Origin of the sequence: Alkalicoccus halolimnae, assembly GCF_008014775.2 — a bacterium.
GTDB classification, from domain to species: domain Bacteria; phylum Bacillota; class Bacilli; order Bacillales; family Salisediminibacteriaceae; genus Alkalicoccus; species Alkalicoccus halolimnae.
Genome location: NZ_CP144914.1, coordinates 2,118,590 through 2,145,390 on the forward strand (window position 1 = coordinate 2,118,590; position 26,801 = coordinate 2,145,390).

The 26,801-nt window shown below is 44.4% G+C and carries 24 protein-coding genes and 1 other annotated feature; all 24 genes read right to left on the minus strand.

The window, feature by feature from the left end; genetic code table 11:
* Nucleotides 1-134 precede the first annotated feature (134 nt).
* The 24 genes from FTX54_RS09650 to mraY all read right to left on the minus strand — a co-directional run bounded on the left by FTX54_RS09650 (nt 135) and on the right by mraY (nt 26,790).
* Complete coding sequence (locus tag FTX54_RS09650; protein ID WP_147802388.1) at nt 135-782, minus strand: methyltransferase domain-containing protein; 648 nt, start codon at nt 780-782, stop codon at nt 135-137.
* Nucleotides 782-1,429: an orotate phosphoribosyltransferase gene (pyrE, locus tag FTX54_RS09655; RefSeq protein ID WP_147802389.1), complete on the minus strand. Its 648-nt coding sequence runs from the start codon at nt 1,427-1,429 to the stop codon at nt 782-784. Before pyrE ends, FTX54_RS09650 begins: the two co-directional genes overlap by 1 nt.
* A complete protein-coding gene (gene pyrF, locus FTX54_RS09660) occupies nt 1,405-2,139 on the minus strand; it encodes an orotidine-5'-phosphate decarboxylase (protein WP_147802390.1) in 735 nt (244 codons plus the stop codon). The genes pyrE and pyrF overlap by 25 nt, the downstream gene beginning before the upstream one ends.
* Nucleotides 2,109-3,050, minus strand: coding sequence for a dihydroorotate dehydrogenase (locus tag FTX54_RS09665; protein WP_147802391.1), 942 nt, complete (start codon nt 3,048-3,050; stop codon nt 2,109-2,111). Before FTX54_RS09665 ends, pyrF begins: the two co-directional genes overlap by 31 nt.
* Entirely contained in the window at nt 3,047-3,802 is a 756-nt protein-coding gene (locus FTX54_RS09670) for a dihydroorotate dehydrogenase electron transfer subunit (protein WP_147802392.1), read from the minus strand. Before FTX54_RS09670 ends, FTX54_RS09665 begins: the two co-directional genes overlap by 4 nt.
* Complete coding sequence (carB, locus tag FTX54_RS09675; protein ID WP_147802393.1) at nt 3,799-6,990, minus strand: carbamoyl-phosphate synthase large subunit; 3,192 nt, start codon at nt 6,988-6,990, stop codon at nt 3,799-3,801. The genes FTX54_RS09670 and carB overlap by 4 nt, the downstream gene beginning before the upstream one ends.
* Nucleotides 6,983-8,071 carry a carbamoyl phosphate synthase small subunit gene (locus tag FTX54_RS09680; RefSeq protein ID WP_147802394.1) on the minus strand — a complete coding sequence of 363 codons (1,089 nt, stop codon included), beginning with the start codon at nt 8,069-8,071 and terminating at the stop codon, nt 6,983-6,985. Before FTX54_RS09680 ends, carB begins: the two co-directional genes overlap by 8 nt.
* Nucleotides 8,068-9,360: a dihydroorotase gene (locus tag FTX54_RS09685; protein WP_147802395.1), complete on the minus strand. Its 1,293-nt coding sequence runs from the start codon at nt 9,358-9,360 to the stop codon at nt 8,068-8,070. Before FTX54_RS09685 ends, FTX54_RS09680 begins: the two co-directional genes overlap by 4 nt.
* Complete coding sequence (locus tag FTX54_RS09690) at nt 9,344-10,240, minus strand: aspartate carbamoyltransferase catalytic subunit (protein ID WP_147802396.1); 897 nt, start codon at nt 10,238-10,240, stop codon at nt 9,344-9,346. The genes FTX54_RS09685 and FTX54_RS09690 overlap by 17 nt, the downstream gene beginning before the upstream one ends.
* Before the next feature lie 136 nt (nt 10,241-10,376).
* Nucleotides 10,377-11,684 (minus strand): solute carrier family 23 protein, encoded by a 1,308-nt coding sequence (locus FTX54_RS09695; protein WP_147802397.1) that lies wholly within the window; start codon nt 11,682-11,684, stop codon nt 10,377-10,379.
* A gap of 159 nt (nt 11,685-11,843) precedes the next feature.
* Nucleotides 11,844-12,371, minus strand: coding sequence for a bifunctional pyr operon transcriptional regulator/uracil phosphoribosyltransferase PyrR (pyrR, locus tag FTX54_RS09700; protein ID WP_147802398.1), 528 nt, complete (start codon nt 12,369-12,371; stop codon nt 11,844-11,846).
* Between the two features lie 170 nt (nt 12,372-12,541).
* Nucleotides 12,542-13,462 carry an RluA family pseudouridine synthase gene (locus tag FTX54_RS09705; protein WP_147802399.1) on the minus strand — a complete coding sequence of 307 codons (921 nt, stop codon included), beginning with the start codon at nt 13,460-13,462 and terminating at the stop codon, nt 12,542-12,544.
* Between the two features lie 3 nt (nt 13,463-13,465).
* Entirely contained in the window at nt 13,466-13,924 is a 459-nt protein-coding gene (lspA, locus tag FTX54_RS09710; RefSeq protein WP_147802400.1) for a signal peptidase II, read from the minus strand.
* Nucleotides 13,925-14,051: 127 nt separating this feature from the next.
* A complete protein-coding gene (ileS, locus tag FTX54_RS09715) occupies nt 14,052-16,820 on the minus strand; it encodes an isoleucine--tRNA ligase (protein WP_147802401.1) in 2,769 nt (922 codons plus the stop codon).
* A gap of 94 nt (nt 16,821-16,914) precedes the next feature.
* Nucleotides 16,915-17,141: a binding site (T-box leader), on the minus strand.
* A 101-nt stretch (nt 17,142-17,242) separates the two neighbouring features.
* Entirely contained in the window at nt 17,243-18,022 is a 780-nt protein-coding gene (locus FTX54_RS09720) for an RNA-binding protein (RefSeq protein ID WP_147802402.1), read from the minus strand.
* A 23-nt stretch (nt 18,023-18,045) separates the two neighbouring features.
* Nucleotides 18,046-18,309 carry a YggT family protein gene (locus FTX54_RS09725; RefSeq protein WP_422387401.1) on the minus strand — a complete coding sequence of 88 codons (264 nt, stop codon included), beginning with the start codon at nt 18,307-18,309 and terminating at the stop codon, nt 18,046-18,048.
* A 21-nt stretch (nt 18,310-18,330) separates the two neighbouring features.
* Nucleotides 18,331-18,756: a cell division protein SepF gene (locus tag FTX54_RS09730; RefSeq protein WP_147802507.1), complete on the minus strand. Its 426-nt coding sequence runs from the start codon at nt 18,754-18,756 to the stop codon at nt 18,331-18,333.
* Nucleotides 18,757-18,784: 28 nt separating this feature from the next.
* Nucleotides 18,785-19,465, minus strand: a complete 681-nt coding sequence (locus tag FTX54_RS09735) for a YggS family pyridoxal phosphate-dependent enzyme (RefSeq protein ID WP_147802403.1) — start codon at nt 19,463-19,465, stop codon at nt 18,785-18,787.
* 305 nt (nt 19,466-19,770) lie between these two features.
* Nucleotides 19,771-20,916: a cell division protein FtsZ gene (gene ftsZ, locus FTX54_RS09740; protein WP_147802404.1), complete on the minus strand. Its 1,146-nt coding sequence runs from the start codon at nt 20,914-20,916 to the stop codon at nt 19,771-19,773.
* Between the two features lie 54 nt (nt 20,917-20,970).
* The gene (gene ftsA / locus FTX54_RS09745; RefSeq protein WP_147802405.1) at nt 20,971-22,257 is read right to left on the minus strand and encodes a cell division protein FtsA; all 1,287 of its coding nucleotides are present in this window, start codon (nt 22,255-22,257) and stop codon (nt 20,971-20,973) included.
* 303 nt (nt 22,258-22,560) lie between these two features.
* Entirely contained in the window at nt 22,561-23,328 is a 768-nt protein-coding gene (locus tag FTX54_RS09750; RefSeq protein WP_147802406.1) for a cell division protein FtsQ/DivIB, read from the minus strand.
* Nucleotides 23,329-23,344: 16 nt separating this feature from the next.
* Nucleotides 23,345-24,433 (minus strand): undecaprenyldiphospho-muramoylpentapeptide beta-N-acetylglucosaminyltransferase, encoded by a 1,089-nt coding sequence (gene murG, locus FTX54_RS09755; RefSeq protein ID WP_147802407.1) that lies wholly within the window; start codon nt 24,431-24,433, stop codon nt 23,345-23,347.
* A gap of 3 nt (nt 24,434-24,436) precedes the next feature.
* The gene (gene murD / locus FTX54_RS09760) at nt 24,437-25,816 is read right to left on the minus strand and encodes a UDP-N-acetylmuramoyl-L-alanine--D-glutamate ligase (protein WP_147802408.1); all 1,380 of its coding nucleotides are present in this window, start codon (nt 25,814-25,816) and stop codon (nt 24,437-24,439) included.
* Nucleotides 25,816-26,790, minus strand: coding sequence for a phospho-N-acetylmuramoyl-pentapeptide-transferase (mraY, locus tag FTX54_RS09765; RefSeq protein WP_147802409.1), 975 nt, complete (start codon nt 26,788-26,790; stop codon nt 25,816-25,818). Before mraY ends, murD begins: the two co-directional genes overlap by 1 nt.
* Nucleotides 26,791-26,801: the final 11 nt, after the last annotated feature.

The following is a 26,801-nucleotide window of genomic DNA, read 5'->3' on the forward strand; positions in this document are numbered from 1 at the left end:
AAAAGAAGGTCTCGATCAGGGAAAGGAAACCTTCCTTCAAGAACTCAATCAGCTGAACAAAGCATGAAAAAGCCTGTCAGAAGGCATATATCTGACAGGCTTCCGGAAAAGTTTCCTCTGAAACGAAGATTTCTTCATTTTCCGGCAATTGTGATCAGGCCAAGTTCGTTCTCAGTTCGTTTTGAAGATACATATGTAAATCCGTTATCTTTAAGAATTTTACTGATTATTTCTTCTGAGAAGCGGTGCCTCTTCTCCGCTACTCTCCCCCACTGCTCCATCATCGGCCTCTCTTTCTCTGGTAGAAACCGGGCTGCTTCTGCTGCTTTTTCCAATGTCAATGCCGGAGATGGGTTCAAAAGCGCTGCTTTTCCCCCGGGTTTAAGGATGCGATTCATTTCTTTTATCATCTGCTTCGGTTCCGGCATTAAGAATAGAACGCATGTACTGAGAGCTATATCAAAGGATTTTTTTTGAAAAGGGAGACGTTCAGCATCCCCATGCAGAAACTCCACTTTTATTCCCTCCTCTTCAGCAAGGCTCCGTGCAGTTTCTACCATGCCAATGGATAAATCGATACCCGAAGCAGACCTGCATCGGGAAGCTTTTCGGAGAAGGAGTCTTCCGGTGCCGCATCCAATATCAAGGAGGTCTTCCCCATCGAAATGACCGATCCAGCCGCATAGTTCTTCCTGCATTCCTTTAAACCAGTCTGACTGGGCCATTGCATCAAAAAACTCTATTTTTTCATCAAACTCTTCACCCTTAAACTTTTTCATCATTATGCCTGCCTTTCACCTGCCGGATTCCACGTTTCAGGACTTTGCTGCCACTGCTTCAAACTGTCCAGCTGTGAAGCAGTAATTTCCCCCTTTTTTTCAGCAATTTTCGCAAGTTTGGAAAATGTAGTGAGAGAAGTAACAGGATATGGTTTTTCAGCAATGATCTTTTGTGAAGCTTCCAGTTCATACGTAAATATAGCTGCAATCCCGACTATTTCTGCCCCAGCTTCTTCTGCCGCTTGTGCAGCCTGAAAAGCAGAACCGCCAGTTGAAATTAAATCTTCGATAATAACTACTTTCGACCCCGGATCAATTTTTCCTTCAATTTTATTCTGCTTTCCGTGACCCTTACTGGAGGATCGAACATAGGCCATAGGCAGGCCGAGTAATTCTGCCGTCCAGGCCGCATGAGGAATACCCGCAGTTGCCGTCCCGGCTATCACATCAGGATTAAGGCTGCGAATGCTCTCTGCCAAAGCTTCGTAAACTACCTTCCGCTCTTCAGGGTAGGAAAGCAGCAGACGGTTATCACAGTAAATCGGTGATTTCAGACCGGAGCTCCATGTAAAGGGCTTGTCCGGAGATAACGTTACTGCTTCAATGGATAATAATGTTTCGGCTACTACTGTTGCTGTTGATGCATCCATGCGTTTTCCCACTCCTTTTTGTACGTTAAATAGGCAGCTAACGGGTCTTTCTTTTGTGTTATTCCCCGTCCAACTACAATAGCGTCTGTCTGATTCGCAGCAGCTTTCTGCGGAGTAACGATTCTTGCCTGATCATCTGCAGCATCCTCCTGTAAACGGATTCCGGGAGTCACGCAGTAGATATCGTTTCCATATATTCTTTTCAGACTGACAGATTCCCCCGCCGAACAGACGACGCCATCAAGTCCGCTCTTTTTCGTGATGCCGGCGAGGTTTATTACTGATTCATGAAGGGAGAAACTCAGCTGTTGTTCTGATACTACTTGTTCGTTCGTCGTACTCGTAAGCTGAGTAACAGCAACTATGCGGGCTCTTTCTTTATCCGCGGGGGTGCCTGCATAAAGCCCTTCCAATGCTGCTTCCATCATTTTCTGACCTCCAAACGCATGAACATTTACGATATCGATATCAAATGACGCCAGCTGTTGCATCGCACGCTTTACCGTAGTAGGAATATCGTGAAGCTTCAAATCAAGAAAAATTTGATGACCCGAAGCTTTCAGCATATCGAGGACTGGTTTTCCTTCTCTATAAAACAGTTCCATACCAACTTTTACAAAGAGCTTTTCTTTCCCGAAATGCTTAAGCAGTTCTTCTGCCTGCGATTTATTTTCTAAATCTAACGCGATGATGACAGGTTTGGTTCCCATTTATTCCAGCTCCTCCCTGTCAGTTCTGAGATATGACTTACTTCCATTTCTTCGAGCAGACGGTCCAGATCTTTTATCAGATCCGGACAGGCAAAAGGATCACTGAAGTTAGCAGTCCCCACAGCTACTGCAGAAGCTCCGGCCATAAAAAACTCAATTATATCTTCTGCTGAATATATCCCCCCCATCCCGATAATAGGAATGGATACCCGCTGGCTTACTTCATAGATCATACGTATTGCTACCGGTTTAACTGCCGGACCTGATAATCCTCCTGTTTTATTGGCGAGAATTGGGTTCCCGGTACGGATATCGATTTTCATGCCCATCAGCGTATTAATCATGCTTAATCCGTCTGCCCCGGCCTCTTCCACAGCAGCTGCCACCCCGGCGATGTCAGTTACGTTAGGAGAAAGTTTTACATACACAGGAAGAGAAGAGACGGCTTTGACGGCTCTCGTCAATTCTGCAGCCATCTGAGGATCACTCCCAAACTGTAACCCTTCCTCTTTGACATTCGGACAGGAAATATTTAATTCGAGTGCATGTACGTTTGTGGCGTCAGAAATCCTTTCAGCTACCAACACATAGTCTTCTTTTGTTTTCCCTGCTATATTTGCCAGAAGCGGAACATCGTATTTTTCTAGCCACGGCAGTTCATGGGCAAGTATGTGGTCGATACCAGGATTCTGAAGGCCAATTGCATTCAGCATCCCGCTTTCTGTCTCGGCAACCCTCGGCGTATCATTTCCTCTTCTTGTTTCAGGAGTAGCTGCCTTTACTGCCACCGCCCCTAAAACGCTGAGATCATAAAACTCGGCGTATTCCTGGCCAAAGCCAAAACAGCCGGAAGCAGGCATGACGGGGTTTTTCATTTTTAAACCTGGTAATTCAACGTTCAGCCTGTTCATAGCACAACCTCCCCTGCTTGAAATACCGGACCGTCCTTGCATGCTTTGACGTAGGATTTATCGGTTTCAGCTTCTTTTAAATCACATACACATGCCAGACAGGCTCCAACACCGCAGCCCATTCTTTCTTCAAGAGAAATATAGCCGTTTGTACCTGCGGCTTTTTCCACTGCTCTCAGCATCGGTTTCGGACCGCACGTATAGAAAACATCGAATTCTCCTGCTTTTGCAATTGCGTCCGTTACAAAGCCCCTGGTACCGCAGGATCCGTTTTCTGTCGTAACGAATACTTCTCCGAAGCGGCTGAAGGCTTCTGTAAGAAACATCTCTTCCTGCCGCCGGAAACCGAGAATGATTTTAACCCTTTTCCCTTTATCATACAGCTGTTTTGCCAAATAATATAATGGCGGTATTCCTACTCCTCCCCCGATAAGCAGGGCGGTATCATCAGAAGGAGTAATCGGAAATCCTTCACCGAGCGGTCCGAGAGCATCGACTGTATCCCCATCTTTTTTTTCTGCAAGCATGCTTGTCCCCTGTCCTTCCACTCTGTAAATAATGGACAGCTGATCTTCTTCCACATCACATATGCTGATAGGTCTCCTTAACAGCGGATGGCGCCCCCCCAATTTCAGATGCACAAACTGTCCGGGAGTGAGCATGGAACGAACACTTTCCCCTTTCAATTTCATTCGGTAAATCCGTGGTGCAAGGTTTTCCTGGGATATAACAGTTAAATTTTCTTTTTTCATACCATCACCGGTGCTTTCGAAGAAATAGGTTCCGTTGAAAAATGCATCGACTCTATCACCTGCAGTACAGCTTTTGTTGTATCAAGCGATGTGTTGCATACAATGCCGCGTTCAACCGCTTCCCGGCGGATTCTAAAGCCGTCGCTTGCAGGCTGTTTGCCTTTTGTCAGTGTATTAACGATGAATTGAGCTCTTCTTCCAGTAATAACATCAAGCATATCCGGTTTTCCAGTTCCAATTTTAGCTATCGTTTCCACCGGAAGGTCTGATCTTCTGAACAGTTCTGCTGTTCCTTCTGTTGCCATCAGATCAAATCCCAGACAGTGAAACCTTTCTGCAAGCTGAAGTGCTTCCTTCTTATCTTTGTCTGCTACTGTGAATAGCACAGAGCCGTGCATCGGTATTTCCATTCCTGAAGCGATCAGCCCTTTATATAAAGCTTTCTCAAGAGATCGGTCTCTTCCCATAACTTCTCCTGTTGATTTCATTTCAGGTCCAAGCGTAATATCAACACTCCGGAGCTTCTGAAAAGAAAAGACCGGTACTTTGACAGAAACATAATCAGATTCGGGAAGCAGCCCTGTCGTATAGCCCTGAGATTTGAGTGATTGTCCGAGCACGGCCTTTGTCGCTGCCCGTGCCATATTAAATCCGGTAATTTTACTTAAAAACGGCACTGTTCTGCTTGATCGCGGATTGACTTCGAGTACGTAAATATCCTCACCCTGTATAACAAACTGTATGTTCATTAAACCTTTTACGTGAAAACCTTTAGCCAGGCGAATGGTATAGTCCACTATACGCTGTTTAAGAGCTTCAGAAAGCTTATGCGGCGGGTAAACGGCAATGGAATCTCCCGAATGAACGCCGGCTCGTTCGATATGTTCCATAATTCCCGGCACAACGACTGTTTCTCCGTCACTGACGGCATCGACTTCAATCTCTTTGCCTATAAGATAGCGGTCAATTAACACAGGATATTTTTCATTCACACGGACCGCTCGTTCCATATATTTCAGAAGTTCTTCCTCATGATAAAGGATTTCCATCGCGCGGCCTCCGAGAACGTAGGAAGGTCGGATCAAAATAGGATAACCGATTCTTTCGGCAATTTTTCGTGCCTCCACAACAGAGGTTGCTGTTTTTCCAAGCGGCTGCGGAATGGACAATGCTGAGAGTGTCGCTTCAAATTTATCACGGTCTTCGCATGCGTCGATATTTTTTAAGTCCGTGCCGATAATTTTCACGCCGCGTTTTTCCAATCCGTCTGCCAGGTTAAGGGCTGTCTGGCCTCCGAACTGCACTATTACACCTTGAGGACGCTCATTACGGACGACATTCATGACATCTTCCACTGTGAGCGGCTCAAAATAAAGCTTGTCGGAAATTTCAAAATCGGTGGAAACGGTCTCCGGATTATTGTTAATAATAATTGCTTCATAACCTGATTCCCGGATTGTCTTTACTGTATGGACAGTGGCATAATCAAATTCAATTCCCTGCCCGATTCGAATAGGACCTGAACCGAGAACAAGAATGGATGGTTTACCCGTGGGAAGAGCTTCGTTTTCTTCTTCGAAAGTACTGTAATAGTAAGGCGTTTCTGAATCGAACTCGGCTGCACAGGTGTCTACCATTTTAAATACCGGATAAGCCCCGAGTTCTTTCTGTTTCGATTCTGCTTCTTCTAAAGAGTTGCTGCAGAAATAAGCCAGAGCCTCATTGGAGAAGCCTGCCCGCTTCGCATCATGAAACAACTCATCAGTCTCCCTTTCTGCTAACTGCTTTTCAAGATGTACGATACGGGCTATTTCATAAAGAAAATAACAGTCAATTTTAGTCAGTTCATGCAGCTCTTCGATTGTTGCTCCCTGCCGCAGGGCTTCGGCAGTATAAAGAAGCCTTTCATCATCTTCGGCGGCAATCTTTTCAGTTAATTGCTCACCTGACAGTTTTACCTTTGGCATTAAGTGAAACAAATCCACTTCCGCAGAACGCACGGCTTTTAACAGCGATTCGGAAAAGGTGCGTCCGATAGCCATGACTTCCCCGGTCGCTTTCATCTGGGAACCGAGCGTCCGGTTCGCAGAGTCAAATTTATCAAAAGGCCAGCGGGGCCACTTTGTGACAATGTAATCAAGTGCAGGTTCAAAGCTGGCGTAGGTTGTTTTTGTAATAGGATTAACCAGTTCATCCAGATGGTATCCAACGGCGATTTTCGCAGAGAGCTTGGCTATCGGATAACCGGTAGCTTTAGATGCGAGTGCAGAAGAGCGGCTGACGCGTGGATTAACCTCAATAATGTAATACTGTTCGCTGTCAGGATCCATAGCGCACTGGACGTTACATCCTCCTTCAATACCGAGCGCCCGGATTATCCGCAGCGAGGCATTCCGAAGAAGCTGGTATTCGCGGTCTGACATTGTCTGGCTTGGAGCTACGACAATGGAATCCCCTGTGTGAATGCCCACCGGATCGATGTTTTCCATATTACATACGACGATAGCCTGGTCGTTTCCGTCCCTCATGACTTCATATTCGATTTCTTTAAAACCCGCGATGCTTTTCTCTATAAGACACTGGTGCACCGGACTGGCGTAAAGCCCATTGGCCATTATTTCTTCAAGCTGGGATTCTTCGTATGCCATTCCGCCTCCAGTGCCTCCAAGCGTATAAGCAGGACGTATAATGACTGGATAGCCGATTCTCTCAGTAAACACTTTTGCTTCTTCAATAGTGTGCACGATATCGCTGTCCGGCACCGGTTCATCCAGTTCATTCATCAATGCGCGGAAAGCCTGACGGTCTTCAGCTTTTGTAATCGCTTCTAAATCTGTGCCAAGAAGTTCGATTCCATACCGTTCCAGAATTCCCAAGTTGGAAAGGTCCATGACCAGATTCAAGCCGGTCTGTCCTCCTAATGTGGCAATAATACCGTCGGGACGCTCTTTACGGATAACGGAAGATACAAATTCCGTAGTGAGCGGCTCTATATAAACCCGGTCAGCTGTCGTTTCATCTGTCATGATCGTTGCCGGATTGGAATTAACGAGAATAACTTCATATCCTTCTTCTTTTAAAGCATGACAGGCCTGCGTACCTGCATAATCAAATTCGGCTGCCTGGCCGATAATAATCGGCCCTGATCCTACAACAAGAATTTTTTTGATGTCTGTTCTTTTAGGCATGGATAATCCCTCTTTTCTGTTCCACCATTGTGTGAAAATGATCGAATAATTGTTTGGAGTCTTCCGGACCAGGTGATGCTTCCGGATGATACTGGACACTGAAGAATGGCAGAGTATTATGTCTGAGTCCCTCCACGGAGCCGTCGTTTACATTTCGATGGGTAACTTGAAGCGGTGTACCTTCAAGTGAATGTTCTGAAACAGTGTAGCTGTGGTTCTGGGAAGTAATCGAGACGCGGCCGCTGTCCAAATGTTTTACCGGATGGTTGGCACCGCGGTGGCCGAACGTCATTTTTTCTGTCTCTGCTCCGAAGGCCAACGCAAGAAGCTGATGCCCAAGACAGATTCCAAAAGTCGGAACGGTTTCAGCAACCTGTTTAATATGAGGAAGAACATGGGAGATATCCTCCGGATTCCCCGGCCCGTTGCTCAGCATGACACCATCCGGCGAAAGCGACAAAATACTTTCTGCCGGTGTATCATATGGCACTACGATAACTTCAAAACCGCGGGAAAGAAGATCTTTAACAATTCCTTTTTTTGCTCCATAGTCGATGAGCACGACCCGGTTGTTGTTCGTACCCGGATGCCAGAACTGGCTTTTCGTTGATACCGAAGCTACCTGGTCACGAGGAAGTTCTGTTTTTTTAAGTTCTTCCACTACTTTCAAAGTATCCTGCTCGATGTCACAAAGTCTCCCTTTCAGCGTACCGAAAGTCCTGATAATTTTTGTTAATTTTCTCGTGTCTATACCGCACAGCCCGGGAATGTTTGTCTGCTTCAGCCATTCGTCAAGCGTTTTTTCTTTTCGGAAATGACTTGGACCTTCTGCCGCTTCTTTGACTATAACGCCATTTACATTCGGATAGATACTCTCAAAATCATCACGGTTAACACCGTAATTGCCAATAAGAGGATAGGTCATTGTCACGATCTGTCCTTTGTAAGAAGGATCGGTAAGAATTTCCTGATAACCGGTCATGCTTGTATTGAAGACGACTTCCCCTGTCTGCTCAATAGCTGCTCCAATAGCTTTCCCTGTAAACGTTTCGCCATTTTCTAAAATTAATTTTCTTCTCATCTGACTTTTTCCTCCTTTTCATTCCAAACGATATTTCCTTCACATATGGTCATCACCGGCCAGCCGGTCAGTTCCCATTCGTTAAATGGCATGTTCGTTCCTTTGGAAAGAAAATTCTCCGTATCCACGCGCTGTTTTTTATGCCGGTCAATTACAACGAGATCTGCATAACCTCCTTCAGTGATTTCTCCATATGGGAGCTGAAAAACTTCTGCCGGCTTTTTAGTCAGCCAGTCGAGCAGCTGTGATTCGGGAACGGCCTTTGTTTCAACAAGATGGGTGTATAAAAGAGGAAAAGCTGTTTCCAGCCCTACTATTCCGAAAGGTGCTTCTTCAATAGACATGTTTTTCTCTTCTGCTGTATGAGGAGCATGATCTGTCGCTATGAAATCCAGCGTGCCGTCCAATAAGCCTTCGATTAGCGCTTCACGGTCTGCCTGCGCCCGCAGAGGTGGGTTCATTTTATAATTTGCATCGTCCCCGGGAATATCGTCTTCCGTCAGCATTAAATGGTGCGGTGTCACTTCCGCCGTTACGTTAATTCCGGCTCGTTTTGCATCGCGTATAACCCTTACAGACTCTTTCGCACTGACGTGGCATACGTGATAGTGGACACCGGTTTCTTCTGCAAGCAGAATATCTCTTGCTATGTGAACAGCTTCTGAGGCCGGAAGGATGCCTTTGATACCCAGTTCACGAGCTTTTTCTCCATCATGCAGCATACCGCCATAAAGAAGGGAATTGTCTTCACAGTGGGCGACGACAGCTTTATTCAGTCTGGAAGCCTCGATCATAGCTTCATACATTTTCCCGGCCGTCTGCACTCCTACGCCGTCATCCGTGAATGCAAATGCTCCTCGTTCAGAGAGCGTCTGCATATCTGTGACGCTTTTTCCGAGCTGGCGTTCGGTAATTGCTGCATACGGAAGGACACGGACGACCGCATTCTTTTTAATTTTTTTCTGCAATTCATCAATTGTTTCTGCAGAATCCGGAACCGGCCGGGTGTTTGGCATGGCACATACGGTAGTAAAACCTCCGCGGGCTGCTGCCTGCGTGCCCGTTTCAATTGTTTCTTTCGATTCTCCTCCCGGTTCACGCAGGTGAATATGTATATCAACAAGTCCAGGAGCCAGAAGTTTTCCTGTTAAGTCATATTCTTCAGCTTCTGCATCTGACAGACTGCGGCCGATTTTTTCAACTTTTCCAGTTGTTCCGTCTATTAATATGTCCTCTATTTCGGTTTTTCCATCCCGATATACTTCTGCATTTTTAAACAATCGCTTCATAATTTCGTGCCCCTTTCGTTTCTAAAAGATAGGATAATACCGCTTTTCTTACCTTTACTCCATTCTGCATTTGTTTGAATATCCGGGAACGAGGGCACTCAACGAGCTTATCCGCAAGTTCCACTCCGCGGTTTACTGGAGCGGGATGCATAATGATGGCACGGCTATCCATTTCCTTTTCTCTCGATTCCGTCAAACCGTACTGTTCGTGATAGCTTTCTTTTGTCCACTGTTCTGTCCCCCCATGACGCTCCGTTTGAATACGCAGCATCATCATGACATCCGCCTGACTGACAGCTTCATCCATCGTAAGGATCTCCGATGTCCTTACATGAGAAGGCATCCATTCCACCGGTCCTGTGTAGGATACCCTTGCACCAAACTGTTTTAAAATCCAGGCATTCGTATTGGCAACCCGACTGTGCAGAATATCTCCCGCAATAACAACATGCAGTCCCCTCAGACATCCGAATTCCTGTTTCATCGTCAGTAAGTCCAGCAGCGACTGCGTAGGATGATCTCCGGCTCCGTCCCCAGCATTAATTATTGGAATGTTTAGACCCTCAAGCTCTTCGTAAAAACGGGATTTCGGATGGCGGATAACTAAAAGGTCGGTCCCGATTGCTTCAAAAGTCCTCAGCGTATCATAAAGGGACTCTCCTTTGGAAAGACTGGAAGCTTCCGCAGAAAAGTCCAATCGGTTCACTCCCATCTGGGCTTCTGCCATTTCAAAACTGTACTTTGTACGGGTACTTGGCTCAAAAAAGAGATTGGCCACCGTTTTCTCAGACCGCTGGTTCATAAAAGGGTCTTCCGCTTTCTGCAGCAGATAATCAATTTCTGTCAATGTAAGATCCTTAAATGTCCGAAGCTGTTTCATTCTGATCATCCTCCTGAAGAGGTGCTTTTCTATATAAAAAAGCACCCGATATTTGATATACGGGTGCCCTGTTCCAAAATTATCGTTTTGGAACAGATCCACCCTTTAACGTCTCTCGGGACGTTATTAAAAGGTGTTATGCTGCTGAATTATCTTTCATTTTCCTGAACATTTCTTCATCTGTCTGCACATAGTCCCTGCCCGGAAGAATTAAATTCAATAGTATGCCGATTACAGTTGCCAGGGCCATGCCGGCAACTTCAATCTGGTCGGTCACCTGAATAAAGGCGCCTCCTATCCCTATTACGAGAATAACAGAAGCAATTACCAGATTTCTTTTTTTGCCAAGATCAACGTGATTATCGATAAGCATCCGCATCCCGTTGGAAGCAATAATGCCAAAGAGGAGAATGGACACGCCTCCCATTACAGCAGTAGGTATCGTAGTGATCAAGGCGGACACTTTCCCTATGAAGCCGAACATTACGGCTGTTACGGCCGCACCCCCGATCACAAAAACGCTGAATACTCTTGTAAGAGCAACTACTCCGATGTTCTCTCCATAGGTGGTGTTCGGAGGACCGCCAATAAAAGAACTAATTACGGTGGCTACTCCGTCACCGAGGATGGAACGATGCAGGCCAGGTGTCCGGACGAGATTTTTTTCCACCACTTTACTGAGCACCATTTGATCTCCGATATGTTCACTCAAAGTCACCGCAGCAATTGGAACCATGATGGCAATGATTGTCCAGTTAAATGAAGGGTCATACGTAACAAAAGGGACGAGAAAGTCCGGGGAGCGTATCCACGCTGCTTCCTGAACTGCTGTAAAGTCGACCAGTCCCTGCCAGGCGGCAATCAGATAACCTCCTGCAATACCCGTCAGGATCGGCAGCAGACTGAAAAATCCTCTGAAAAAAATGGCTGCTATGATAGTAATTCCAAGCGTCGCCATCGCTACGGAGAAGTGCAGGCCGCTGTAACTTTCTGTTTCCGGGTTATTCATTGCCATATCAATTGCTGTAGCTGCAAGTCCCAGTCCGATTACCATTATTACTGGCCCTACAACAATAGGGGGAAGTATTTTCATGATCCACTGGACACCTGTCATTTTTATAAACAGAGCAACCACCCCGTAAAGAATGCCGGCGAAAAAACTTCCGATCATGGCTCCTTCAGGTCCTCCAATTCCTATCGCTGCAATTAAAGGCGCTATAAAAGCGAAGGAAGATCCGAGATAAGCCGGGATCCTGCCTTTTGTGATCAGGAGGTAGGCCAGTGTACCGAGCCCGCTCGATACAAGAGCTACGGCCGGACTCAATCCTGTAAGCAGAGGTACCAGAATGGTAGCTCCAAACATAGCGAACAAATGCTGCACGCTTAATATAAGCCATTTATCAAGTCTCGGAATTTCTCTGATTCCTACTGTTTTATCACTCATGCATTCCATCCCCCTGTTTAGCGCAGACAAAAAACCTCTTTGTTATCCCAAAGAGGTCATTCACCTGCTTCTGTGCCTGTATATGGCAAGAAAACAGTCGAATATACCCCTTGCCGGTCTCACAGGACCAGTTTAAAGGGAGGTTTTTTGCTGAATAGTTTAGTTTAATCTTACTGCTTCTTCCTTATCAACTTCGTTCAGTTTCACTTCAATAACTTCCGACTTTGCTGTCGGTACATTTTTCCCGACATAATCAGGGCGGATAGGAAGCTCCCTGTGCCCTCTGTCAATTAGCACTGCTAACTGGATCTGCGCCGGGCGTCCCAGATCCACGATTGCATCCAGTGCTGCCCGTACGGTGCGTCCAGTAAACAGAACGTCATCAATCAGGATTACTTTTTTATCGCTGACCTTTACAGAAATATCCGTTCCGTGAACTTCCGGTTCTGCATCCTGGCGCTTGTGGCTTAAATCATCCCGATAAAGCGTGATGTCGATTTCTCCGACAGCTATTTTTTCTCCTTCGATCTTTTCTATTCTTTCTGCCAGTCTTTCAGCCAGGTAAACACCACGGGTTTTTATACCGACAAGAACACAGTCCTGAATCCCTTTATTCCGTTCGATGATTTCATGAGCTATTCTTGTCAGAGCGCGCCTGATCGCCTGTTCATCCAATATTTCTTTCATCCTGATGTTTTCACCCCATCTGCACAGGTTATAAAAAAATGCCCCCTGCCGTGTAGGTGCAGGAGGGCATACGTATCTATCTTTATGCCGGTTCCTTTGCAGCCTCACGGGACTAAGTTAAAGGACTGTATTCAATTCTTAAGTCATTATGACATTCCTCTTAAAGGAAGTCAAATTGAAAATGTACGCGCATGCTGCAGACAGGCTTTAAAATCTTCCGGCGGTTCAGAATTAAAAAGCATTTCTTCTCCTGTCCGTGGGTGTTTGAATCCAAGCATGGAAGCGTGAAGGGCCTGCCCTTCAATAGGGAACTGGTGTTTTTTACGCGGGCCGTACTTCGGATCACCGACGATTGGAAATTCAATATATTTCATATGAACACGGATCTGATGCGTGCGCCCGGTTTCAAGCTCACACGCCACGTGGCTGTGTCTTGAAAAACGATCGAGGACCTGAAAATGGGTTACTGCTTCCCGGGAATGCATTTCTGTTACCGTCATTTTCTGCCGGTCCTGTGGATCCCTGCCTATTGGGGCATCTACCGTCCCTTTATCGTGAGAAATAACACCCGCCACAATCGTTTCATAACGGCGTTTTGTCGTTTTATTTTTAAGCTGTTCTACAAGAGACTCATGAGCTTTATCGTTTTTAGCTACCATTATTAACCCGGAAGTATCTTTATCAATGCGATGTACAATACCTGGACGTGCTACGCCATTGATACCGGACAAATCGTTGCAGTGGTGCATTAAGCCGTTGACAAGAGTTCCGCCTGGATGACCGGGGGCAGGATGAACTACCATGCCTCTCGGTTTATTGACAACAATGACGTCCTCATCTTCGTAGACAATATCAAGCTGCAGGTCTTCTGCTGTAATTTCAAGTTCGACTACTTCCGGCTCTTCCACCTCGATTACATCATTTGCTTTAATCTTATAATTACTTTTTACAATTTGTTCATTGACTGTTACGTGCCCGGACTTAATCCAGTCCTGCACCGCACTTCGTGACCACTCCGAATTCTGCTCCGTGAGCCACTTATCCAGCCGGATCCCGTTCGAATCTGCTTTGTAGGAATGCATAGTTTCCATAAATCATTTCTCCTGACGTTTTTCTTCTAAAAATACATGGATAATAATCATTATTACCCCGGTCACTAAGGACATATCCGCTATATTGAAAATCGGGTAGTTGTAACTGAAAATATAAACATCTATAAAATCTACGACTGCCCCTTCTAATACTCGGTCGATAAAATTACCGATTGCACCGCCCAAAATCAGTCCAAGGGCTGTTCCGTACCATCTGCTTCCTTTAAGCTGCGTTTGAATCATATATATTATAACGACTGTAACAACAATAGTTGCTATAAAAAACAGCCACATCTGCCCCTGCAGCATACCAAAGGCTGCTCCAGCATTACGGTGGGAAGTTAAATATAATAAATTTTCAATAATAGGTATACTTTCACGAACTTCCATATTCTCAACAATCAGCCATTTTGTAAGCTGATCGAATGCAATGATGATGACTGCAATAAGATAATAAACCACGTACTGATCCTCCATTTCTACTGGGCGGTCCCTGAAATATCATAGCACAGCGCACCGTATCCGGCAATTGCCAGCTGCCAAAAAGAAACCCGCCGGCAGCAAGTATATCCGGCGGGAATAACAACAATTAGGACTGGCTTACATAATGATTTACAACCGTCTCTGTACAGTCCGGACAAAGGTTCGGGTGTTCCGGATGTTTTCCAAGTTCCGTCGAGACCACCCAGCATCTTTCACACGTTTCTCCTTCAGCTCTCGTGACTCGTACGGCCATTTCATCATATTTCTTCACATCTTCCGTAGCACTTTCCATACTTGAAACCTTCACTTCAGAAGTGATGAACAATTTAGTGAGCTCATGAATTGACTCCAGCAGAGCTTTATCCTGATCTGAAGTAAACACTTCAACGGCAGCATGTAGATTCTTCTTGATTCCCTGATCATTGCGCGCATCTTCAAGAGCTTTCATAACATCATCACGCAGATGCATGAAACGATCCCACTTGGCTACAGTTTCATCAACACCGCTGAACGACTGCACTTCAGGCATGTCTGTCGCCTGCACAGCTTCCGAATCTGTACCAGGAATATGCTTCCATACTTCTTCTGCAGTATGAGGAATAATCGGGCTGAGAAGTTTAACAAGCGTTGTGAGGGCTTCATACATGACGGTCTGGATTCCCCGGCGCTCTGGATGATCAGCATGCTCTGTATAAAGCGTATCCTTTGCAATATCCATAAAGAATGAGCTCAGCTCGATCGTACAGAAGTTATGAACTTTATTGTATACCGTAGAAAATTGATAATCGTCATACGCTTTGCGAACGTCTTTAACGAGATCATTTATCTTTACGAGCATATACTGATTCAGACTGGAAAGGCTATCGTAATCAACATTATCTTTTTTCGGATCAAAGTCCGCCAGATTACCCAGCATGAATCGGAAAGTATTGCGAATTTTTCTGTAAACTTCGGCTACTTGTTTAAGAATATCATCCGATACCCGGACGTCTGCCTGATAATCAACGGAAGAAACCCAAAGGCGGAGAATATCTGCCCCAAGCTGCTTCATTACTTTATCTGGTACAATGACATTCCCAAGAGACTTACTCATTTTTTTTCCTTTTCCATCCAGCGTAAATCCATGGCTGACAACAGATTTGAACGGGGCTTTTCCTGTTACCGCTACAGATGTTGTTAGTGAGGAATTAAACCAGCCTCTGTACTGATCCGATCCTTCCAGATAAACGTCTGCCGGACGCTGCAGGTCTTCTCTTTCCTCCAGAACAGCCTGATGGGAAGAACCGGAATCAAACCATACATCCATAATGTCGGTCTCTTTAGTAAAAGTTCCATTTGGACTGTGCTCGGACGTATAGCCTGCAGGAAGAAGTTCTTTTGCTTCTTTTTCAAACCAGATATTCGAACCGTGTTTACGGAAAAGCTCAGAAACGTGGGAGATAGTTTCGTCAGTTATGATCGGTTCTCCATCTTCCCCATAAAAGATTGGAATTGGTACTCCCCATGCACGCTGTCTGGAAATACACCAGTCGCCCCGGTCCCGTACCATGTTATATAACCTTGTTTCTCCCCATTTAGGAAGCCATTCTACTTTTTCCACTTCCGAAAGCAGATTATCACGAATGTCATCAATAGAAGCAAACCATTGTGCTGTAGCCCGGTAAATGACCGGTTTCTTCGTGCGCCAGTCGTGTGGATACGAATGAGTGAAGAAATCGAGATAAAGCAGTTTCCCTGCCTCTTTCAGTTTATCAGTAATCGGCTTGTTTGCTTTATCATAAAACATTCCTTCAAACATAGGGGCTTCCTCTGTAAACACTCCCTTATCGTCAACAGGGCAAAGAACATCCAGCTCGTAGCGCTGTCCGACAATATAGTCGTCTTCCCCGTGTCCCGGCGCTGTATGAACGCAGCCTGTACCGGCTTCCAAAGTCACATGATCCCCTAAAATAATCAGAGATTCCCGATCGTACAACGGGTGTTTTGTACGGATTCCTTCCAGCTGCTGACCTTTGAATCTGCCAGTGATTTCGTAGTTTTCCCACTCGAATTTACCAGCAAGTTCTTCCAGAAGTCCTTCAGCCACAACATACTTTTCCTCGTTTGCTCTAACTACTACATAATCAAGCTCAGGATGAAGAGCAATTGCGAGGTTTGCCGGAATTGTCCACGGGGTCGTCGTCCAAATTACAAACTTTTCGTCTCCAAGCAGAATTCCTTTGCCCTCTGTAACGTCAAAGGACACATAAATGGAGGCAGAACGCTTATCATGATATTCAATTTCAGCCTCTGCCAGGGCAGATTCCGAAGAAGGGGACCAGTAAACCGGTTTTTTTCCTTTGTAAATATATCCTTTTTTAGCCATTTCCCCGAACACTTGAATCTGCTGGGCTTCATACTCGTGAGTGAGAGTTACGTAAGGATTCTCCCAGTCTCCCCGCACTCCAAGACGTTTAAACTGCTCCCTCTGGCTGTCGATCTGCTCCAGTGCATACTCTTCACATTTTTGACGGAATTCTGCGATACTGAGTTTTTTTCTATCCACTTTCCCTTTTTTCGTTAAGGCTGTTTCAATCGGCAGTCCGTGAGTATCCCATCCAGGGACATAAGGAGCGTTATAGCCGGTCATGGATTTGGAGCGGACAATAAAGTCTTTAAGAATCTTATTTAAGGCGTGGCCCATATGAATATCACCGTTGGCGTACGGAGGTCCGTCATGCAGAATAAAAAGAGGACGGTCTTTCGTTCGCTCCTGGACCTTTTTATATACTTCTCTCTCATTCCATTCATCCTGCATATCCGGTTCTCTATTCGGAAGATTTCCCCTCATTGGAAAATCTGTTTTAGGCATCAGTAGAGTATCTTTGTAATTCATATTATTTCGCTCCTCCTTATAGTCTTTTCTAACTATTTACTGGCAGTACTTCCCCGCCATAAATTCATAAAAAAACTTCCCGCCCCTCTGTTACAGAAGGGACGAGAAGTATAACCCGCGGTACCACCCAGCTTAGCTGAACCATATCAGCCGCTTTAACATGAATTAACGGTCATGACCCGGCACTGCTTAATAGGATAGATCCATTCAGCAACACAGCTTCAGGGAGATATTCAATACAGGAAATCTGCCGGACTTTCACCTTCTCCGGCTCGCTGGGAAATTTCAGAAGTATTTACTCGGCCCTTTCCACGCTTTGAAAATTAACTTAATTATAATCGATTCTGAAAGAGAGCGTCAAGGCCCCGTTGGTTATGGCGGGCAAAAAATTGAAATCTGCCCGCAACCTGATTAAAAACTGTTCAGCCTGAACCGATATATCTCAGAATGATCCGTACTTTCCCTTTTTTTGTTTCCCCTTCAATCGATTCTATCTGGCAGCGTCCTTTGCCGCGCAGCGACAGCATATCGCCTTTTTCAACAATCAATGAAGGGTCGTCTGCAATTCTCCAGTTTACTTTCACTTTATCTGTTTGAATAAAAGGCTTCACTTTTGACCGGGATAAATTGTAAGCCTCCGAAATAATCACATCAAGACGAAGGGAAGAAACAGTTGTCGATTTTTCTATGTACGATTCCTCTTTATCTACAAGATCTTCCAATTCAATAGGAAAAAGAGAAACTTTTGCTTTTCCAATGCTTGTCAGCTGGTGCTCAATATAAGAAGCATTCTCAGAAGCACAAACGAACTGGATTTTATCCCCTTTTGTGATGATATCTCCGAATTTTTCCCGCTTTAATCCCAGGCCGATTAACGAACCCAGTACCTGCGGGTGATCAATACGAACGAACTTCACAGGATAATCCAGTTCGAAAGCCTTCAGTTCAAAGTCTTCGGTTGCAGGGTTTACATAATCAGGATACAGTAAAGCCCGTTTCCTTTCAGCAGTTGAAATGCCGCCTTCGAACATGACAGATACGCTGCTGTTACCTCCAACGATGCTTGACACTATATACTGCTGTCTGGGATCCAGAAAATCAGACAGTTTTGAGCGATATTCTTCTTCCACTGTATTTTTCCAGTCTGAAACCTGGTCAATAAAAGGATGCTCCTCTTTACGAAAATGCTCATAAATTGACACTGATGCTCCTCCTGACCGTTACGTTACATAAACATTGAGAATAGATAGCGAACGCCATCCATTGCAAATCGCAGAGCAATAAGCGCTACAATCGGTGATATATCAATCATGCCGATAGGCGGTATAATCTGCCGGAATGGAGCAAAAAACGGTTCTACGATTTTACCGATTGTCTGACCGAACTGAGATTCTCTGGCATTAGGCAGCCAGGACATAAAAATATAAATAATACATAAAAACCAGTAGATCTGCATAACCTGAATGATAATATTTGCTAATGTTGCCACATAAATTCACCTGCCTGACTATTATTCACGGAGCATTTCAGAAATAGAGCCTGCTACTTCAACATTTTCCGGGGTACATAGAAATATGTGATCTCCGAGCTTTTGGATATCCCCATTAACAGCGTAAACTGTTCCGCTCAAAAAGTCTACAATTCGCTTTGCTTCTCCCCATGGTATTCTTTGTAAATTAATAATGACAGAAACTTTTTCTTTTAACTTATCAGCTATCTGCTGAACTTCGTCGTAGGAGTGCGGTTCAATTATGATGACTTTTGAAGCAGGGTGGCGATAAGTATTAAATTGAACGACCTTGTCTTTTTCCGTATGCCCGCCTTTCATTTTCTCATCGGGCTGAGCTTCATAGCCTTTACTATCATCGCTGCTTTCGTAGTCTTCATAATCATCGTCCACATCAAAATACCGCTTAATTTTTCTCATAATGGTCATCAAATCCGTCTCTCCTTTATACGAAGTGTTATTCTTCCCCTACGAGGGAGGAACCGACACGAATAAACGTTGCTCCTTCTTCAACAGCAATTTCAAAATCATTTGACATACCCATGGAGAGTTCTTTACAGGGAGCGTGTGGAAATCCCTGAAGCCTTACTTCATCACGAAGATGTTTTAAGTTCCGAAAGTAGTCCCTTACTTTTTCAGGCTTTTCTTCATAAGGTGCCATAGTCATCAGGCCGACCACTTCCACGGCAGGATATTTTTTGAGCGTTTCAATAAATTCCAATGTTTGAGCAGGAGCCAGACCGGCTTTCGATTCTTCACCGCTCACATTTACCTGGACAAAACATTTTACTGTCTGACCTTCTTCCGATCTTTTATTAATCTCTTTTGCAAGGGAAGTACGATCAAGAGAATGAATATAGTCATAAGCGTGGATCATATCTTTAACTTTTCTGGACTGCAGGCTGCCAATAAAATGCCAGGAGACCTGATCCCCTATTGCCTCGTATTTTTCCATGGCGCCCTCAAGGCGATTTTCTCCAAGATGTTTTATCCCCGCCTTTACTGCTTCTTCTGCACGTTCGATCGTAACGTACTTCGTAACAGCAACTATATGTATATCCTCTGGATTTCTGCCGGCAACGTTTGCCGCATTATTTATACGTTCCTGAATTCTTTGCAGATTTTCTTCGACAGACATTAATCAAGCTCCTTCCTGCTGGTTCGTGCTGTAGATTGCTTTGATTCTCATAATACCATAAGAAAAGCCTTTTCTGCTATTGAATTGTTATCTCTCGAAATACGAATCTGATTAGAAGCAGGGCTGAAGGGTTAAATGCGGATGCTGAGAAATCCAAAATAAAAGGTCTCAAGCAAGCCTGTCTCCATTATCAACAAAAAATGCCTTCGTGACAATACTCGTCACGAAGGCATTTTATCGGCTTTGCTTCAGTTCTATAATCTATCCGCATAGAATTTGTAAGCCTGTTTTGTTTAAATTATACTTTAGCGCTTTCGTCTGTTACGAAGAAAAGCTGGAATGTCGAGTGTATCGTCTTCCTGCTTGGGCTCAGGCTCCGGCGCTGAATATTCCTGTTGCGCAGGCTCCTGGCGTACATAGGATTCTTTTCTTTGAGAAGACTGCTGAGGCTGAGGTTTAGACTGGCGCTGAGGCTTGGCTGCGGCCTGCTGCTGCAATCTTTCTTCAAAGCCTGTCGCAATAACGGTAACGACGATTTCATCTTCAAGATTTTCATTTATAACTGAACCAAAAATCATGTTGACTTCCTGGTCTGAAGCAGATGATACGATTTCGGCAGCTTCATGGACTTCAAATAGACTAAGGTTGGAGCCCCCGGTAATATTCATAAGAACACCTTGTGCTCCGTCGACACTTGTCTCAAGAAGTGGAGAAGAAATCGCTTTTTTAGCAGCATCTGCAGCACGATTTTCACCAGTTGCAACACCAATCCCCATAAGCGCGGATCCCTGTTCACTCATAATCGTTTTTACGTCTGCGAAGTCCAGATTGATTAATCCAGGCACCGCAATAAGGTCGGAGATGCCCTGGACACCCTGACGCAGAACATTATCTGCTTCTCGGAATGCTTCAAGCATCGGTGTATTTTTATCAACAATTTCAAGAAGACGGTCATTAGGAATCACAATAAGTGTATCTACAGCTTCTTTAAGTGCTTCAATTCCCGAAGCAGCATGCGTTGTCCGCTTGCGTCCTTCAAATGTAAATGGACGGGTAACCACTCCTACCGTAAGAGCGCCTACTTCACGTGCAATTTCTGCAATAACAGGGGCTGCTCCTGTACCGGTTCCGCCGCCCATGCCGGCAGTAATAAACACCATGTCGGCACCTTGAAGCTGTTCCTGAAGCTGCTCACGGCTTTCTTCAGCGGCTTTTTTCCCTATATCCGGGTTGGCCCCTGCACCAAGACCTCGTGTAAGCTTTCCACCGAGCTGAAGACGTTCGGTAGCCTGTGACATCTTTAACGCCTGTGCGTCTGTATTGACTGCAATAAACTCTACTCCCTGCAGTCCATTTTCAATCATACGGTTAACGGCGTTGCTTCCGCCCCCGCCGACACCTATTACTTTAATTTTCGCCATCTGATCTTCTTCCATTTCAAAATCTAGCATAATTGCGATCCTCCATTTCAAATCTTTGTTCGTTTATAAACGTCCATCCAGCTGCTACTCTAAAAATGACTTAAACATTTTCGACATCTTTTGTTTCAGACCCGGGCCTTCTTTAGCCGGCTGCTGGTGCGGCCGTTCTCTTTTCATTTCCTGTCTGTGAAGCGGAACCGTTACTTTTTCTTCCAGCCCGGAGTCAAGCTGTTTCCCCTGAATACGTGCATTTTTGTTAGCAAAAGTGATTAACCCTACTCCATTTGTATATTGAGGCTCCCGCACACCAATATAATCAGGAACAGAGATGCGTACGTTCTTCTGGAAAACTTCTTTAGCAAGCTCCAGAATTCCTGGAATTTTAGCGTTTCCTCCTGTAAGGACAAATCCTCCCGGAAGCGCTTCATATCCTAGCTCTTTAAGCTCTTTCACGGCCAGCAGAAGAATTTCTTCCGCCCGAGGTTCAATAATATTTGCCAGCTGCCATTGTGAAAATTCCTGAAGCTGATCACTGCCTATCTCCGAAACTTCAAAAGTCTCATCATCGGAGGCAGCATCGATTAAAGCATGGCCATAGCTGTGTTTCACAGCCTCTGCTTCTTCCGATGATGTCCGGAGCCCGACAGCAATATCATTCACGATATGGTCGCCGCCAATAGGGATCTGTCTAACGGCCTGAAGCGATCCGTTTTCAAAAACAGAAACGGTGGTAGAGCCGCCGCCAAGGTCTAAGAGTGCCACTCCCAGACTCCGTTCATCTTTCGAAAGTGCTATAGAACCGGCTGCGATCGGCTGCAGTACGATATCAGCCGTTTCCAATCCTGCTTTTTCAACACAGCGGAGCAGGTTATGAAGAATGGTCTTTGAACCGGTAAGAATTGTACCTTCCATCTCTAATCGCACACCCATCATACCACGAGGGTCATTTATTTCATCAAGTCCATCGACAATAAATTGTTTTGGGATAACGTCTATCACTTCACGATCCGGCGGAATAGACATTACCTGCGCAGCATCTATTACTCTCTTTACATCTTCATCAGAAATTTCCCGGTCATCACTTGAAACAGCTACCACTCCATGGCATGGCTGAAGCTTTATATGATTGCCGGAAACCCCGACAATAACTTTGGATATTGACATATCTATCATCCGCTCTGCTTTTTCAACCGCCTGTCGGATCGAATTGACTGTTTCGTCAATGTCCACAATAGCTCCTCTTCTTAAGCCTGCAGATTTGACTTCGCCTACTCCGATTATATTTAATGCTCCGTTTGATACTTCTCCGATAACGATACGGACATTGGATGTTCCAATGTCGAGCGTCACGTATGTATGTTCATAATTCACCGATGGCACCTCCTTCAGCTGATAATATTCAGCTCTCTCTAATATACTTCATTCTATACTTAATTATAATAGTCATTTGTTCGATTACAATGATAATTCTGTTTCTTTTTTCACGGATTAATCTTCAAGAGATATTTTTAAAAGATCTCCTCTTTAAATATCCGATAATTACAAGTCTACACTAAGTTGCAGTACGAGAAAAGCAAATAAAGGCAGGAATAAGAGAATTCCTCAAAATAACCCTGCCTTAAATATGAAAATCTGAAGAGGAATAGTTTTTAACATATAAAATGTATTTACTTCTCATTCTACAGTTATATCCTCTTCTTCCCGGAATGATTCAAAATATGGGTTGAGCCGCATATGAATGATTCCTTCCTGATCAGGTTCCAGCTGCTGAACTATTGTCGGGTATGGCTCCATTCTCTCTGCAAAGGCTCTTATAGTAGAACTGACTGTCCAGCCATCGTTCATTAAAACCGTTACTCTATCCGGGTTACTTTCATCAGGATTATAAATCACTTCTGAAATACGTCCTCTTAACGATTCTGACATTTTTCCAAGCTCCATGGCAGTTTCCTCAATCAGCGCCGCATCTTCAAAATCCCGTAGAAGAGGGACACTTCCTATTTTTACTTCTGCTGAATCATAAAGTTTTCCATTTTCTAAAACTGGTAAAGGTTTTCCTTCATTTTGAGATACACTGGCAATCACTTTATATTCTTCAATGTGGATGATAACTTTGTTAAACCATCCTCTTGAAATTGAGGCATCAGTTACAGCATCGTGACTCTCTATCCGCTCCGTTCGGTCCTCTTTATTTAAGCTCCAGATGTTCACTTCATGATTCAGTTCAGACAAAGCGATCACTTCGCTATCCCCCATTGTTTCTGCTCCAGTAACTTCAATGCTTTTCACATTGCTGAATCCACTTTGTAAATAGACCATTACTGCAATTAATATCAGGAAAATAGAAACGTAGACAATGAACCTCCGCCGTGATCGCTGCTTTCTTTGTTCTTTCAGCTGGGGTAATTTATCCTGCATATCAACTACCGTTTTATCGGCCATTACCTTCCCCCCATAATCAGCCTTTTTTCAATGCTTTCATTTCTCTGGACAATAAAGCTGCTGCTTCCGGCACTCCAGCCTCGAAAGCTTTTTCTTTCATTTTAATCTGGTTATTTTTATCGAGACCGGACCGGATAGAAGCTGTCAGCAGTTCAGCTGTCAGTTCGTTTTCTTCAAGCAGAATCGCAGCACCTTTATCCACTAAAGCACTTGCATTTTTGAATTGATGATTATTCGTTACGTGCGGACTTGGTACAAGAATCGAGGGGAGACCGAGTGCCGTAATTTCCGCTAATGTTGTTGCTCCAGCACGTGCAATGACCAGATGTACTTCTTTTAGGAGTGCAGGCATATCGTCAATATAGGATACAGTTTTAATATTGTTACTGCTGACTCCTGCCATTTTATCAGCAATTTCCTCGTAATGAACTTCTCCCGTTACATATACCACTTGGAAAGATTCTTCCTTCCAGTCCTGAAAAGCTGCCATTACTGCTTCATTAATAGGTTTTGCTCCTCTGCTGCCACCTACAATCAAAACTGTCGGCTTATTCTCTGAAAGACCCAGGGCGGCAAGAGAAGAATGATCACTTTTATGCTCCGCAACTTCAGAAGCCCGGGGATTCCCCGTGAAGACAACTTTGTCTTTTGGGAAATACTGGGCTGCTTCTTCAAAAGAAACCGCAACTTTATCTACATATTTTGAAAGGAATTTATTCGTTAAGCCGGGTACACTGTTCTGCTCATGAACGATAGTTGGTATCCCAGCTCTGGCAGCTGCAAAAACAACCGGACCACAAACATATCCTCCTGTTCCAATAACAACATCGGGATTAAAATCTGATATATATTTTTTTGCTGTACGGGTCGCTTTTACAAATCTGGCTATCGTTTTTACATTCTCAAAACTGATTTTGCGCCGGAAACCTGTTATATGCACACTTTTAAACGGAACTCCTGCTTTAGGAACGATTGAAGCTTCCAGACCTTTTTCAGTACCTATATATAGGAATTCTGCGTTCTCTTCTCTTTCCAAATGACGGATAAGTGCTAAAGCGGGATAAATATGACCACCTGTCCCACCGCCGGATACTAAAACTTTCATCGCTTACCTGCCTCCATGATTTGCTTTATGATCGGACGTATATTCATTAACAGCTTCAATAAACGTTTCCCCGCGCTCCTCAAACGTTTTAAATTGATCCCATGATGCACAGGCAGGAGATAACAGAACGATGTCTCCTTCAGCAGAAAGCTTTACCGCTTGTAAAACAGCTTCTTCTAAACTCTCAAGTTCGTGTATTTCATTTACACGGGCTGCTCTGCCTGCTTCTGCAAGCTTTCCTGCTGTTTCACCATATGTAAGCATAGCTTTAACATTATGAAGCGAATTTGTTAATTCGTTAAAAGGCAGTCCTCTGTCAAGACCTCCACAAAGGAGAATTACAGGTTTTTCAAATGCTTCGAGAGAAGTAATGGCTGCAGGAACATTAGTAGCCTTAGAGTTATTATAAAAACTCCTCCCCTTCCATTCTTTTACAAACTGAAGCCTGTGCTTTACTCCGCTGAATGATTTCATCACCGATCCGATGCTTTTTATATCTGCTCCAGCTGTTTTGGCAGCACAGCCTGCTGCCATGGCATTTGCAATGTTATATTCTCCAGGAAGAGAAAATGCTTCCAAAGATGATGCGGGTTCACCCATTATAAAGATCATTCCTTCTTTAATATATGCACCGCTTTTCTGCTCGGATTTCAAAGAAAAGGGAATCTTCTGCGCTGAGGCATCTTCGACCATATCAACCACTGTTGGATCGTCTGCATTATAAATAAGATAATCGTCTTCTGTCTGGTATCGGAAAATCTGTTTTTTCGCCCGGATGTATTCTTCTCTGGTTCCGTGATAATCAAGATGGGCATCTACGAGATTTAACAATACGGCCGTTTTCGGACGAAAGGAATCTATTCCCATTAGTTGAAAACTGGATAATTCCATTACCAGATTATTATCAGCTTGGGCGTTTCTAACAACTCCGGAAGCAGCTTCTCCTATATTGCCTGCTGTGAGCGGAGATAACCCGGATGCTCTGAGCATCTCTCCTATCATCGTAGTAGTTGTTGTTTTTCCATTTGATCCGGTTACCGCAGTAATTGGACAAGGAGATGAATCATAGGCGAGCTGAATCTCTGTCAGAATAGGGATGGCGAGCTCTGCCGCTTTAGATATCATCGGATGATCATAACGGATTCCCGGATTTTTCACTACCGTATCCAGTCCATTATGAATTAAATCAAGCGGATGACTCCCGCAGATAACCTCTGCGCCCAGTTCTTTCAATTCCTGAGCCTGCTTGTTACCGGCAAATGGCGTCTGGTCATTAACTGTTACTTTGGCTCCGAGTTCCAAAAGCAATTTTGCGGCTTCTGTTCCACTTCTTGCCAGTCCAAGTACAAGAACATTTTTATTTAACCACCTTGTTGTTTGCATTAAAGACCTACCTCCAGCCAAATTCCAGTAACTGCAAAAAGTAATCCGACAGCCCAGAAAGTTAATACGACTCGCCATTCACTCCAACCGGATAGTTCATAATGATGGTGAAGAGGGCTCATCTTAAATACTCTTTTTTTCCTGATCTTATACGAGGCTACCTGCAGAATAACAGAGAGAGTTTCAATAACGAAAACGCCGCCTATAAGTACTAACAGGAGTTCTGTTTTCGTAAAGATAGCTATCATAGCAAGAGCTCCGCCGAGTGCCAGAGACCCTGTGTCTCCCATAAAAACCTTTGCAGGATGGGCATTGAATACTAGAAATCCAAGTACGGCTCCTACTATGGCCAGCGAAAAGATCGACACAGTCCAAAGCCCGGATAAAGCAGCAATTATTCCAAAGGCTGTAAAAGCAACCGCTGCAGTACCTGCCACGAGGCCGTCCAGACCATCCGTCAGATTCACAGCATTGCTTGCTCCTACCAGCATAATGATGATGAGAGGGAAATAAAACCAGCCGATATCCACTGCCAGATTCGTCCCCGGCACTCCTATTTCAGTCGAAAGGCCAGTCTGCTGAAGAACAAAATAGACAACAGCAGAAATCACTACCTGCCCGAGGAATTTTTGTTTTGAAGTAAGACCAAGATTTCTTTTCTTTACGACTTTGATAAAGTCATCCAAAAACCCAAGCGTTCCAAAACCGATTGTTACGAGTAAAAGCAGCCATACTTCCACTCCGAGAGTATGAAACTGACCGGCAATGATCAATGAAGAAACCGCCGCCGCAAAAATGATCATCGTACCGCCCATCGTAGGTGTACCGGTTTTTTTATGATGGGATTCTGGTCCTTCATTCCGTATACTCTGTCCAAATTTTAATTTCTGTAAAAATGGTATAAAGACAGGTGAGATAAATACAGTTAATAAAAAAGCAAGTAATAAGGCAAAAAACAGCCCATTTTCAAACATGAAACTTTCCC

Bases quoted from the DNA above. Each gene is read 5' to 3' on its own strand.
- FTX54_RS09650 (WP_147802388.1), bottom strand. From the start codon at position 782: ATGATGAAAAAGTTTAAGGGTGAAGAGTTTGATGAAAAAATAGAGTTT.
- pyrE (WP_147802389.1), bottom strand. From the start codon at position 1,429: ATGGATGCATCAACAGCAACAGTAGTAGCCGAAACATTATTATCCATT.
- pyrF (WP_147802390.1), bottom strand. From the start codon at position 2,139: ATGGGAACCAAACCTGTCATCATCGCGTTAGATTTAGAAAATAAATCG.
- FTX54_RS09665 (WP_147802391.1), bottom strand. From the start codon at position 3,050: ATGAACAGGCTGAACGTTGAATTACCAGGTTTAAAAATGAAAAACCCC.
- FTX54_RS09670 (WP_147802392.1), bottom strand. From the start codon at position 3,802: ATGAAAAAAGAAAATTTAACTGTTATATCCCAGGAAAACCTTGCACCA.
- carB (WP_147802393.1), bottom strand. From the start codon at position 6,990: ATGCCTAAAAGAACAGACATCAAAAAAATTCTTGTTGTAGGATCAGGG.
- FTX54_RS09680 (WP_147802394.1), bottom strand. From the start codon at position 8,071: ATGAGAAGAAAATTAATTTTAGAAAATGGCGAAACGTTTACAGGGAAA.
- FTX54_RS09685 (WP_147802395.1), bottom strand. From the start codon at position 9,360: ATGAAGCGATTGTTTAAAAATGCAGAAGTATATCGGGATGGAAAAACC.
- FTX54_RS09690 (WP_147802396.1), bottom strand. From the start codon at position 10,240: ATGAAACAGCTTCGGACATTTAAGGATCTTACATTGACAGAAATTGAT.
- FTX54_RS09695 (WP_147802397.1), bottom strand. From the start codon at position 11,684: ATGAGTGATAAAACAGTAGGAATCAGAGAAATTCCGAGACTTGATAAA.
- pyrR (WP_147802398.1), bottom strand. From the start codon at position 12,371: ATGAAAGAAATATTGGATGAACAGGCGATCAGGCGCGCTCTGACAAGA.
- FTX54_RS09705 (WP_147802399.1), bottom strand. From the start codon at position 13,462: ATGGAAACTATGCATTCCTACAAAGCAGATTCGAACGGGATCCGGCTG.
- ileS (WP_147802401.1), bottom strand. From the start codon at position 16,820: ATGAATTACAAAGATACTCTACTGATGCCTAAAACAGATTTTCCAATG.
- FTX54_RS09730 (WP_147802507.1), bottom strand. From the start codon at position 18,756: ATGACCATTATGAGAAAAATTAAGCGGTATTTTGATGTGGACGATGAT.
- FTX54_RS09735 (WP_147802403.1), bottom strand. From the start codon at position 19,465: ATGTCTGTCGAAGAAAATCTGCAAAGAATTCAGGAACGTATAAATAAT.
- ftsZ (WP_147802404.1), bottom strand. From the start codon at position 20,916: ATGCTAGATTTTGAAATGGAAGAAGATCAGATGGCGAAAATTAAAGTA.
- FTX54_RS09750 (WP_147802406.1), bottom strand. From the start codon at position 23,328: ATGGCCGATAAAACGGTAGTTGATATGCAGGATAAATTACCCCAGCTG.
- murG (WP_147802407.1), bottom strand. From the start codon at position 24,433: ATGAAAGTTTTAGTATCCGGCGGTGGGACAGGTGGTCATATTTATCCC.
- murD (WP_147802408.1), bottom strand. From the start codon at position 25,816: ATGCAAACAACAAGGTGGTTAAATAAAAATGTTCTTGTACTTGGACTG.
- mraY (WP_147802409.1), bottom strand. From the start codon at position 26,790: ATGTTTGAAAATGGGCTGTTTTTTGCCTTATTACTTGCTTTTTTATTA.